Source organism: Rhizobium sp. 16-488-2b, assembly GCF_017741815.1.
Taxonomy (GTDB): Bacteria; Pseudomonadota; Alphaproteobacteria; order Rhizobiales; family Rhizobiaceae; genus Rhizobium.
Window position 1 is genome coordinate 191,135 of record NZ_JAGHMF010000020.1, and the last position, 11,710, is coordinate 202,844.

Consider the following 11,710-nt stretch of genomic DNA (forward strand, 5'->3'; position numbering starts at 1 on the left):
GCGCGCTCCGCACATGCCTCATATAGGCCGAACGGATGCTGTTTCTCAGAGCATGCGACGTTATAAACCGAAATGGGCCTGTGTCTCCCCCCAATCGGTCATGCCACTTATGCCAAAAGCGCTACGCCAAAAGCTCTACGATTGCAGGACTTTGACCATGCCCCGGATTGATGTACTGAACATGACATCGCGGGAGAAAAGCATATGGATGAGGTCGGCTGCATCATTGCCGGTGCCGGCGTAATCGGGCTGGCGATCGCGCGCGAAGCCGCGATGCGCGGTCTGGAGACACTGGTCATCGAGGCCAACCCGATGATCGGCATGGAGACCAGCTCCCGCAATTCCGAAGTCATCCACGCCGGCATCTATTACCCGCCCGGATCGCTGAAGGCACCGCTCTGTATCGAAGGCCGCGGAAAGCTTTATCGCTACGCCGAGGACAGGCGCATCCCCCACGCCCGCTGCGGCAAGTTCATCGTCGCGACCAGCCCGGCGCAGGTCGAAAAACTGGAAGCCATCCGCATCAAGGCGGCCGAATGCGGCGTCGACGACCTTGTGCTGATCTCCGGCGAGGAGGCAATGGCGCGCGAACCGGCGCTGAGCTGCGTCGCCGCCCTCGTCTCGCCCTCGACCGGCATCATCGACAGCCACGCGCTGATGCTCTCCTTGCGTGGGGATGCCGAGGAGAACGGCGCCTTCATCGCCGTCAACACCGAGATCGTATCAGGCGAGGCCACCGACAACCGCTTCGTCCTGCGCACCCGCGACAAGACGAGCGGCGAGGAATACGACGTCGCCTCGCGCCATTTCATCAACGCCGCCGGCCTGCACGCAAACGATCTCGCCCGGCTCGTCTCGGGCTTCGATCACGGAACGGTGCCGAAGCTCCACCTCGCCAAGGGCAACTACTTCGCCGCCCCGACGCGCAACGTCTTCTCGCGGCTGATCTACCCGGTGCCGGAGGATGGCGGCCTCGGCGTGCACCTGACCATGGATCTTGGTGGTTCCATCCGCTTCGGCCCCGATGTCGAGTGGATCGACGCCGTCGACTACGAGGTCGATCCGACGCGCTGCGAGCGGTTCTACGACGAGATCCGCCGCTACTGGCCCGGTCTGCCCGACAACTGCCTGCAACCGGCCTATAGCGGCATCCGCCCCAAACTCTCCGGCCCCGGCCAGCCCGCCGCCGACTTCGCCATTCACGGCCCATCCGTCCACGGCGTCAGCGGCATGGTGCATCTCTATGGCATCGAGAGCCCGGGCCTTACCTCGTCGCTTGCAATCGCCGAACACGTCATGTCCGAGATTGCCGACTGAAAGGTGGCGCATAACGCCCGTCTCCAACCTTCGGATAGTGGCTTCACCACGCAATTCGCGGTAGATTGTGACGTCCGATAGGCAACTTGCGGAGCGCATTTCGTGAAAACGATCACCGACAAGGAACTGGCCGAGCGCCTGCGCCAGGCGCTCACGATTCTCGACAACAGCATGCCCTCGAGCAAACGCGCGCTCAACATCTACGAGATGGTCATCCGGGTGCTCGATACCGGCGCGCGCGTACTCGAGGACGAACAGTTTCGCACGACCGCCAACGACAATCCCGGCAAGCCCTGAAGCGGGCGTGACGCCCTACCCCTTGATCCGCGCCAGCACGCGATCGAGTGCCGCGATCAGCGCGCCGCTGCCGCCCTTGTGGTCGAAATCCTCGAAGACCTGCTCGTTCAAGCCGCCCTTGGTGGAGAACTCTTCCTTGAGTTCGGTGAGCGGCGTCTCGCCATGCTTCACCGCCTCCTGCGCGAGGCTGAGAAATAGTGGCGCCAGATAGGCCCGCGCCTTGTCCGCAGGCATCCCCTGATCGGCGAGCCAGCCGGTGGTGCGGTCGAGAATGCCGAAATAGGTGGCCATCAGCGCGCTTGCGGCCGCCAGCAGATCATACTCCGCGCGTGTCTCGCAGGCGACGGCACTGCCCAGCGCCGAAAAGATCGCAGCCACCGTATCATTCCCAGGATAGATCGCCGTCACCCCGGCGCGCTCGGCAACGAAGGGCAGCGGAATGGCCTGGGTGATTTCGACAGGCGCATCGATCCAGTCCTCGAGCTTCGCCCGGTCAGTGGCAGCGACAACGCTGACGACGCACTGCCCGGCACGAAAGCGCAAGCATTTGATGACCTCCTCGGCGATCTGCGGCCGGATCGCCAGGAACAGGATATCGGCGGCATCGACCACGGCCTGGTTGTCGGCGCCGATCTCGACCAGCGGCGACGACGCGGCAAGACGTGCGGCGATCTCGCCATTGCGCGGCGAAACGGTGATCCGCGACAGGTCGAGAGACGAGCCAAGCATCCCTTTAACCATGGCCTCGGTGATCGTCCCCGTACCCACGAACCCAATCTTCATCACCGCTCTCCCTTCGAAGTCGCGCATCCCGCGCCACCAACAAAAAACCGCCGGATCGCTCCGACGGTTCTGACTGTCTGATCTGGAAGATGGCTCAGTTCGATTCGAACTTGCGCACTTCCATGAAGTTCACCGCCGTGCCGCTGAAGCGGCCCGTATCGATCGACGCCGTCTTGGTGAAGCCCTCGGCATAGACGGCCTTCGGCTGCGCGCGCAGCGTCTGGCTTACGAAACGCGGTGCCTTGACCGGCTTGGTCACCATTTCCATGCGCGCGTTGCTGAGCGCCCACTGCGAGATGATCTTCTGCGTCAGCTTCGGCTCGGTGGTCACAGTCGCGCGGCTGGCATCGGCCTCGGCGGCTTCATGCTTTGTCGGCCGGCCACCCTTCGAAGGCAGGCTCTGAGCAGCACTCGGCTCGATTGCCGGCTTCGGCACATCGAAGGCATCGCCGAAGCTTGCCGACTTGGTCGCGGGCGCAAGCGCTGCCAGCTGCACCGGCGGCTTTTCGGCCGGAACCTTTTGCGGCATCGCTGCGTTTATAGCCTGTTCGACGCTCGATACCGGCGGCTGGTTGGCTGCAAGCTGGCCGTGATTGGCAGAGTTCTGCTGATTGAGAGCATCGGCAACGGCTGGAGAAAGCGTACCCTGCTGATCTGCCTCATCGACACCGGCTTCCGGATCGGCATTCGCCGCCGCCAGGAGCTTTTCTGCAAGAGCCGGACGCTCAGCCGGCGTCGGCACTGCCGCGAGATTCCCCGTCATCGCGGCAGCCGGATCGGCTGAAGCGACTTCCGCGTCTCCCGGAGAACGACGTGCGCCGAGGAGCGAAGGCACCGGAACGCTATACGCGCTGAGATCGGCATAGCCCTGCTGGCCCTGATCGGTCACAGCGGCGAGAGCATCCTGCGCTGCATTACCCGACTGCGGAGCGACAAGGGCGCTGGCCACTTCGCTGCCGCCAGGCTGATTTGCGAACGCCGGCCGCACCTGCGGGATCGGCGCGTTGACGCTTGCGACTTCAGTCTGCTGCGAAGCTTCTGCCTGAGCCGGTGCACCCTGGCTCGGATCAGCCGCGTTCGGCATATCGGCGGCCTTCGGCGGCGTTGCCTTGGCAACGGCGACTGCTGGCGTGCTGTCGTCGGAGTTATCCTCTTCCTCATCCGCGCCACCGCCAAACAGGGCTGCAAACAAGGTCTTCGGCTTCTTGCGCTCTTCGCTGGCCGAGCCGGTATAGGCGCCGGAGCTTGCCATCTGCACCGAGCTGTCGCTCACGCGACGCTTGTAATCGGCGACCGCCTGCTCATAACCCGGCAGCGGCTTGCCGTCGGCCGGGATGTGCATCGTGTTGCCGTTCGGGAAGAGACGGACGAGTTCGTCGCGGTTCATGCGCGGCCATGCGCGAACGCCGCCGACATCCATGTGCACGAAGGGCGAACCGGATTTCGGATAGAAACCAACGCCGCCGACCTGCATTTTCATGCCGATCGCGCGCAAAGTCGCCAGTTTCACGTCAGGAATAAAGAAGTCCATCGCCTTGCCGAGCATGTGCTGGCTCTTCTCGGCGACACCGGAATTGCGCGAGCGGTTCTTCAGCATGGCGTTGGTGCCCGGCGAACGGAAACCGCAGACGACGTTGATGTAATCCTTGGAACCGCTCTGGCGGTAGACTTCCCAGATCAGGTCGAAGAGGCGCGGGTCCATCTTCGTCGGCTGGTTCTTGCGCCAGTCGCGAAGGAAGCGGTTCAGCTGCTCGAGACCCTTGGGGTCGAACCTGCCGTTGCGCTTATAGGTGATGACAGCCTTTTCACCCGTGTGAATGAAGTAAAGCTTGAGACTACGCGTTTCGCCCGCCGCTTGCGACGGCGTACTGGAGCCGACGAGCACCGGGGACGAAACTGCAACTGCGAGAAGGGCGGCCATAGCCGTCCTTGTCACCTTTCCGCAAAGGTCTGCGCACCTGTTGCGCCATGTCGGGCGCGAAGGCTTCGTATTCCAATTCAGATCCGGCAAACTCAATCCCCGTCAGACAGCCGATGGTCCCTCAATCTGACCCTTGACTGTGAAATGCGGTCACACGATGGCAAAAATGCCACACATGATCAACCTTTTCTTTACATAGTGAACAGGCCACTAACAAGTGGTTTATGATTGGTAACAAAAGATGATTGCCGGAATCTTAACTGAAACACCCTATGCAGCGTCCTTTTGCGGGTTGTCCGGGTCGATCCCGTAGTCCTTCAACTTTCTGTAAAGCGTCGAGCGTCCGATGCCCAGCTTGCGCGCAACCTGGCTCATTTGGCCACGATAGAACTTGAGCGCGAATCGGATCAGCTCTTCTTCGACATCGGCTAGCTTGCGCACGTCGCCTGATGGATTGGTGCTCGAAATCGCGTTGTCGGGAGCGTCGTTGATCCGCGCCGCGACATTGTCGGCCACCGTCTGCGAGACACCGAACTCGGCAGCGGCGATCTCGCCGAGGCGAACATTGCTGCTGTTGTCGGCAACCAGCGCCAGGTGATCGACCACGTCGTATTCCGGAAGCTGCGCCGCGATCTGCGGGAAGTCTGCTTCCGTCAGCTCCGGACCATCGGCCAGAACCACGGCGCGGAAGATCGCGTTTTCCAGCTGCCGGATGTTGCCCGGCCAGTCGTAGGCGGTGAGGAGCGCCAGCGCGCCGGCATTGACCGTCATCCGGTTGCCGTTCTTCTGCTCGCTCGAGAAGCGCTCCGTGAACACCCGCACCAGATGCGGAATGTCTTCCTTGCGCTTGCGCAGCGCCGGGATGGTGATGGGGAACACGTTGAGGCGATAGTAGAGATCCTCGCGGAAGTGGCCGTTCTTGACCTCTTCGATCAGGTCCTTGTTGGTCGCCGAGATCAGGCGGACGTTGACCTTGTGCGCGGTGCGCGCGCCAACGGTCTCGATCTCGCCCTGCTGCACGGCGCGCAACAGCTTCACCTGCACGTCGAGCGGCAGGTCGCCGATCTCGTCGAGGAAGATGGTGCCGCCATCGGCTTCCATGAACTTGCCGACATGCCGCTCCGTAGCGCCGGTAAAGGCACCCTTCTCATGGCCGAAGAGAATGCTCTCGACCAGATTGTGCGGAATGGCGCCACAGTTGACGGTGACGAAGGGCTTGCCGGAGCGATCGCTGCCGGACTGGATGGCGCGGGCCACCAGCTCCTTGCCTACGCCGGATTCACCTTCGAGCACGACGGGAATGTTGGATTGCGCGGCGCGCTGGGCGAGATCCAGCACGCGGATCATCGCTGGGCTTGCCGACACGATATCGTCGAAGCCGACGGCACCGGAGCGCGAACGCCGTCCGGCGCGTGCCTTTACCTCGCGTTGATCGAGCTTCAGCGCATTGGCGATCGAATTGGAAATCCGCTCCGGCGAGACGGGCTTGACGACGAAATCGAAGGCACCGGCGCGCATCGCCTGCACCACGGTCTCGATCCCGCCCTGCCCGGTCTGGACGATCACGGGAATTTGCGTACCGAAGGCATGGATCGCCTCGAGAAACTCGAGGCCTGTCATCTCGGGCATCATCAGGTCGAGAACGATGACGTTGTAGAGGCCACCGGCCCTCTTCACCATCTCAAGACCGATCCGGCCATTCTCTGCCTGGTGGACGACGTGTCCGTGACGCTCGATGGCGTTCTTCAGCAGTCTGCGCTGTACAGGATCGTCTTCGACGACAAGTATCTGCGCTGCACCCTTGTGCTCGTTGTAACCGGTCATTGCTGCCTCACTTCATGCGAAACCTTGAATGGCAATGTCGCAGAAAGGCTTGAACATCCAGTTTTGAGAAATAATCGCATTTTAACGTTTGTGACGAAGGCGGATTCGCCTCGAAACGACGCTCCTGCGCGACGAAAAGCCCCTTGATGCCAAGGCTTTGGGCGCTTAGACAGTCAGACCTGTCGTAAAATAGGAAGAGGATCCCGCTCATGAAAAACCCGCTCTTCGGCGCCGAATACAACTTTTCGGTAAGCAATGCCGGTTCCGCGAAGGCGATCGAACTCGGCGACCTCCCGACCTGGAAGCTTCAGGACCTCTATCCTTCTGCCACCTCCGACGCCTTCAAGGCCGACATGGCGAAGGCAGAAAAGGACTCTCTTGCCTTCGAAGCCAAGTGGAAGGGCAAGCTCTCGGACGCCGCGACCAGGAAGGGCGCAGACGGCATCGGCCAGGCGCTGAAGGAATATGAAGCGCTCGACGACATCATCGGCCGCCTCGGCTCATTCGCGGGCCTCACCTATTTCTCCGACACGTCGAGCCCGGCCAACGGCAAGCTTTATGGCGACGTGCAGGCGAAGATCACCGATTTCTCCGGCCACCTGCTGTTCTTCACGCTCGAGCTCAACCGCATCGACGACGCCGTGATCGACGCCTGCATGGCCAACGACCCCGATGCCGGCCACTATCGTCCGTGGCTGGTCGATCTGCGCAAGGACGAGCCCTACCAGCTCGACGACAAGCTGGAGCAGCTCTTCCTCGAGAAATCGATGACCTCGGCCGCCGCCTTCAACCGCCTGTTCGACGAGACCATGGCGGAGCTGCGCTTCGAGGTGGATGGCGAGATGCTGTCGATCGAGGTGACGCTGAACATGCTGCAGGACCGCGACCCCGAAGTGCGCCGCAAGGGCGCCATGGCGCTTGCCAAGACCTTCAAGGACAATCTGCGCATCTTCACGCTGATCACCAACACGCTCGCCAAGGACAAGGACATTTCCGACCGCTGGCGCGGCTTCGAGGACATCGCTGATTCAAGGCACCTCGCCAACCGCGTCGAGCGCGAAGTGGTCGATGCGCTGGCCGCCGCCGTCCGCGACGCCTATCCGCGCCTGTCTCACCGCTATTACACGATGAAGGCGAAGTGGCTCGGAATGGATCAGATGGAGTTCTGGGACCGCAACGCGCCGTTGCCGGAAACCTCCAATGCCGTCATCTCCTGGACCGAGGCCAAGGACACCGTTCTCTCAGCCTACGGCAATTTTGCCCCCGAGATGGCCGCGATCGCCAAGCGCTTCTTCGACGAGGAGTGGATCGACGCGCCGGTCCGCCCCGGCAAGGCGCCAGGCGCCTTCGCGCACCCCACAGTTCCCTCCGCCCATCCCTATGTGCTCGTCAACTATCTCGGCAAGCCGCGCGACGTGATGACGCTCGCCCATGAACTCGGCCATGGCGTGCACCAGGTGCTCGCCGGCGGCCAGGGCGCGCTGATGTGCCAGACGCCGCTGACACTCGCCGAAACCGCCTCCGTCTTCGGCGAAATGCTGACCTTCCGCGCCCTTCTCGACAAGACCAAGGACAAGCGCGAGCGCAAGGCAATGCTCGCCCAGAAGGTCGAGGACATGATCAACACGGTCGTGCGCCAGATCGCCTTCTACGAATTCGAGCGCAAGGTTCACACCGCCCGCAAGGAAGGCGAACTGACGGCCGAGCAGATCGGCGAGCTATGGCTGTCGGTCCAGGCCGAAAGCCTCGGCCCGGCGATCAAGATCTCCGAGGGCTACGAGACCTACTGGACCTACATCCCCCACTTCATCCACTCGCCCTTCTACGTCTACGCCTACGCCTTCGGCGACTGCCTGGTAAACTCGCTCTACGCCGTCTACCAGAAGGCTGATCAGGGTTTCCAGGACAAGTATTTCGAGCTCCTCAAGGCCGGCGGCACCAAGCATCACTCCGAACTCCTCAAGCCCTTCGGCCTCGACGCCACCGATCCGTCGTTCTGGAGCAAGGGTTTGTCGATGATCGAGGGGCTGATCGACGAGCTGGAAGCGCTAGATAAGGGCTGAGGTGTCGTCCTTTCTCCCCACCGGGGAGAAGGGAGATTGCCGCACCGCACCGCTTCATAATCAGGACCCAGCATGAACGGGCGCGCCCCCCACATCCTCTTCCGAGACGACACATCCGGCCAGGTCATGCTTTTCGCCGACCCGGCCGAGATCATCGTCGCCCACACCCGCGCCGAGGTCTTTACCGGCCTCGCCGGCATGGAGGAGGCCAGAAAGGCGGGCAAGTGGCTCGCCGGCTACATCGCCTACGAAGCCGGCCATCTCTTCGAGGACAAGCTCGCCGGTTTCGCCATCGAGAACCGCACGACCCCGCTCCTGTGCTTCGGCGTCTTCGACCACCCGCAACCGGGCGGCCACCCGCTCGCCCAACCAACACAGCGCCTCGAAAACGAAGAGTTCCTGACCGCGCCGAAAGCCGCATGGGACTTCGCCACCTACCAGAACCGCTTCGACCGCCTGCACCACCACCTCATGCAGGGCGATTGCTACCAGGCCAATCTCACCATGCCGATTACGGCCCGCTGGTCCGGCGACCCGCGGGCCGCCTTCTGGTCGCTAATCGAACGCCAGCCGGTGAAATACGGCGCGCTGGTCGATCTCGGCGGCCCGGTCATCCTGTCGCGCTCGCCCGAGCTCTTCTTCCGCACCGACGAGGAAGGCTGGATCGAGACGCATCCGATGAAGGGCACGGCAAGGCGCGGCAGCACCCCCGCCGAGGACGAGGCGATCAAGCAGGCGATGCTCGCCGACATCAAGACGCAGGCCGAAAACCGGATGATCGTCGACCTCTTGCGCAACGATATCTCGCGCATCACGGAAGTCGGCACGCTCGACGTCCCAAAACTCTTCGATATCGAGACTTATCCTACGGTACACCAGATGGTGAGCCACGTGCAGGCAAAGCTGCTGCCCAACCTCGACATCCGCGACATCCTCGCCGCCCTCTTCCCCTGCGGCTCAATCACGGGCGCGCCCAAGATCAGCGCCATGACGATCCTGCACGAGCTCGAAGACGGCCCGCGCGACGTCTATTGCGGCGCCATCGGCATGATCGCACCCTCGGGCGCCATGCGCTTTTCCGTCGCCATCCGCACGCTCACGCTCTTTGACGACGGCCGCGCCGTCTTCAATGTCGGCGGCGGCATCGTCATCGATTCCACCGCTGAAGCCGAATATGAGGAATGCCTCCTGAAGGCCCGCTTCGCCATCGGCGACCAGCCGATCGCAGGAACGGGGAGCGTCTGACCATGGCCGATTTCTCGCTGATCGAAACCCTGCGCTACGAGCCCGACACCGGCTTCATCCGCCTGCGCCTGCATCTCGCCCGCCTCACCCGCTCCGCCCGCCGCATCGGCTTTCCGCAGCCGGCGGGTGCGCTCGAAAGATTGCAGCAAGCCGTCGCCGACGCTACCACGCCTCAGCGCGTCCGGCTGACCTTCGACGAGAACGCGACTATCGACGTGACCGCCGCACCCTTCACGCCGCTCGCGCCCGACACCAGCTGGACCATCCGCATCGCCGACCAGCGGCTGGACTCCGCCGACAGGCTGCTCCGCATCAAGACCACGCGCCGCGCGGTCTACGAGGCCGCGCGCGCCGAATACACCACTGCGGACGCTGACGAAGTGCTGATGCTGAACGAGCGCGGCGAGGCCTGCGAGGGCACGATCACCTCGATCTTCCTCGACGATGGCTCGGGCATGCTGCGTACACCACCGATCTCCTGCGGCCTGCTGGCAGGCGTATTGCGCACCGAACTCATCTGCCAGCGCAAGGCCCGCGTCGGCCGCATTACGCGCGATGATCTGATGACCGGAAAACTCTATGTCGGGAACTCCCTGCGCGGGCTGATACCGGCAAGGCTCACTGACTAGGCAACGATCCGCAATCGATCCCGCCCGCCCTGCTTGGCGTGATAGAGCGCCTCGTCGGCGCGCGCATAAAGCTCGCGCGCGGTATCGCCGGGATGCAGTTCCGCAAGCCCGGCCGAGCAGGTGTAGGAGAAACTCGGTACATTTAGGATCGGCCGGGCGCCGCGCACCGTCGTCAAGATCCGCTCGATGATCAGCTCACCCTGCGCCAGGGTCGTATCCGGCAGGATAAGCATGAACTCCTCGCCGCCGATCCGCCCGAAACTGTCGCGCCGGCGCACGAGGGGATGCACCCGGCGGGCGAAATCGACCAGCACGTCGTCGCCCGTCTGATGCCCGTAGAGATCGTTGATGCGCTTGAAGAAATCGAGGTCGATGATGCAGATGCAACCACCCGCGGGCCGCGGCGCGGCATGCCCGTTGGCAAGACTGTCGAGCGCCGCCATCATGAAACGGCGGTTGGAGACGCTGGTAAGCTCGTCCGTCTGCGATGCCTTCAGCGCGAAGTCGCGATCCTGCCTGACATCCCGCTCGCTGGCCTTCAGATGCGTGATGTCGCTGGCGATGCAGAGCATCCAGCCGTCCTTCTGAACGGTCTCCGTCATCCACAGCCAGCGCCCGTCGACCACATCCGTCTCGAAGGCGCGAAACGGCAGCTTGCCGCGCCGCGATTGCGCCGAGACCAGCCAGGTCTCGAAGTCGGAGGTCCGGATGATTGTGCCCTTGCCGCTGCGCGTATTGCGCCGCATCAGGTCGGCCCACAGGGGGCATTCCTCGGGCTCCAAGGCAAAGGTCGTGCGAAAGGCCGGGTTTGCATAGCGCAGACGATCGTCCTGATCATAAAGCGCGATCAGGACGGAACTGTCCTCCTGCAATTCCGCAAGCCGCTCCGATATCTGGTTCATCCGATGGTTCCGGGGCGTGGATATAAGATGATTCGCAGTTTGACGCTGAAATCTGAAAAGAAGATGGATGGTTTCGGCGCAATTGCACTATTCGGTTGTTTCGGAACGCGACGCCTTGGTTCGCGAGGGCGATAGTCGCCGGGCTGGCGGTTTCGGAGGGGTAAGGCAATGAACAGCGAACTGCGCGACCACATCCGTTTGCTCGAGGAGAGGTTGTTCGACCAGACGGTCCGCAACACGCGCAGCCTGCTGGAGACCCTGCTCTCACCGGATTTTCGCGAGATCGGCAGCTCCGGTCGCCTTTATCGTTACGAGGAGATCATCACCGCTCTGCTGGAAGAGCCCAGCGATGGCACGACGCGCCAGCTGACCGATTTCGAAATTCAAACACTGGCATCCGACGTGGTTCTCGCCACCTATCGCTCGGAGCGCATCGTCCAGGGCGAGCCACCCGTCCGGGCGCTCCGCAGCTCCATCTGGCGCCGCGACGCCAACGGCGCGTGGCGGATGGTCTTCCATCAGGGCACGCCGGAGCGTTAGCCCTGAGGCTTTTGATCGCTGCTTGATCGAGGCGATTTCCGGATATCGACCTCTGGCGGCGGAAGTTCGTTCTCGGTTCCCCAGGACGACAACCAGGCACACATCGCCTCGTTGGAAATGAACTCACCGCGATCGGCGGCCAATATTGCGGCGTCGATAGACGCCGCCAGTTCGTCGTCATCAGCCATC

At 62.8% G+C, this 11,710-nt stretch carries 10 protein-coding genes and 2 pseudogenes; 6 read left to right on the top strand and 6 right to left on the bottom strand.

Features of this window, described 5'->3' with window-relative positions:
• Positions 1-204: 204 nt before the first annotated feature.
• Together J5286_RS18485 and J5286_RS18490 are read left to right on the top strand one after the other, a co-directional pair.
• Positions 205-1,317: an NAD(P)/FAD-dependent oxidoreductase gene (locus J5286_RS18485; RefSeq protein ID WP_209191618.1), complete on the top strand. Its 1,113-nt coding sequence runs from the start codon at positions 205-207 to the stop codon at positions 1,315-1,317.
• 102 nt (positions 1,318-1,419) lie between these two features.
• Positions 1,420-1,614, top strand: a complete 195-nt coding sequence (locus tag J5286_RS18490; RefSeq protein ID WP_047509466.1) for a hypothetical protein — start codon at positions 1,420-1,422, stop codon at positions 1,612-1,614.
• A 15-nt stretch (positions 1,615-1,629) separates the two neighbouring features.
• Here J5286_RS18490 and J5286_RS18495 read toward each other — a convergent pair whose 3' ends face one another.
• From J5286_RS18495 to J5286_RS18505, 4 genes and pseudogenes are all read right to left on the bottom strand, one after another.
• Complete coding sequence (locus J5286_RS18495; RefSeq protein WP_209191619.1) at positions 1,630-2,397, bottom strand: pyrroline-5-carboxylate reductase; 768 nt, start codon at positions 2,395-2,397, stop codon at positions 1,630-1,632.
• A 94-nt stretch (positions 2,398-2,491) separates the two neighbouring features.
• Entirely contained in the window at positions 2,492-4,408 is a 1,917-nt protein-coding gene (locus tag J5286_RS18500) for a peptidoglycan L,D-endopeptidase MepK (protein ID WP_209191620.1), read from the bottom strand.
• A gap of 180 nt (positions 4,409-4,588) precedes the next feature.
• Positions 4,589-4,801: pseudogene (locus J5286_RS31745) on the bottom strand (helix-turn-helix domain-containing protein); the annotation flags it as partial.
• Positions 4,802-4,887: 86 nt separating this feature from the next.
• A pseudogene (locus tag J5286_RS18505) lies at positions 4,888-6,142 on the bottom strand (sigma-54-dependent transcriptional regulator); the annotation flags it as partial.
• A gap of 209 nt (positions 6,143-6,351) precedes the next feature.
• Here J5286_RS18505 and J5286_RS18510 point away from each other — a divergent pair.
• The 3 genes from J5286_RS18510 (at position 6,352) to J5286_RS18520 (ending at position 10,079) form a co-directional block, all read left to right on the top strand.
• The gene (locus J5286_RS18510; RefSeq protein ID WP_209191621.1) at positions 6,352-8,205 is read left to right on the top strand and encodes a M3 family oligoendopeptidase; all 1,854 of its coding nucleotides are present in this window, start codon (positions 6,352-6,354) and stop codon (positions 8,203-8,205) included.
• Between the two features lie 72 nt (positions 8,206-8,277).
• Complete coding sequence (locus tag J5286_RS18515; RefSeq protein WP_209191622.1) at positions 8,278-9,450, top strand: aminodeoxychorismate synthase component I; 1,173 nt, start codon at positions 8,278-8,280, stop codon at positions 9,448-9,450.
• A gap of 2 nt (positions 9,451-9,452) precedes the next feature.
• On the top strand, positions 9,453-10,079 hold the full coding sequence (locus J5286_RS18520; protein ID WP_209191623.1) for an aminotransferase class IV family protein: 627 nt from the start codon (positions 9,453-9,455) through the stop codon (positions 10,077-10,079).
• On the opposite strand, the gene J5286_RS18525 is transcribed toward J5286_RS18520, so the two are convergent.
• The gene (locus J5286_RS18525) at positions 10,076-10,981 is read right to left on the bottom strand and encodes a sensor domain-containing diguanylate cyclase (protein WP_209191624.1); all 906 of its coding nucleotides are present in this window, start codon (positions 10,979-10,981) and stop codon (positions 10,076-10,078) included. The genes J5286_RS18520 and J5286_RS18525 overlap by 4 nt on opposite strands.
• Before the next feature lie 168 nt (positions 10,982-11,149).
• Here J5286_RS18525 and J5286_RS18530 point away from each other — a divergent pair, with 168 nt between their 5' ends.
• Entirely contained in the window at positions 11,150-11,521 is a 372-nt protein-coding gene (locus J5286_RS18530) for a nuclear transport factor 2 family protein (protein ID WP_209191625.1), read from the top strand.
• Here J5286_RS18530 and J5286_RS18535 read toward each other — a convergent pair.
• A complete protein-coding gene (locus J5286_RS18535; RefSeq protein ID WP_209191626.1) occupies positions 11,518-11,709 on the bottom strand; it encodes a hypothetical protein in 192 nt (63 codons plus the stop codon). The genes J5286_RS18530 and J5286_RS18535 overlap by 4 nt on opposite strands.
• Position 11,710: the final 1 nt, after the last annotated feature.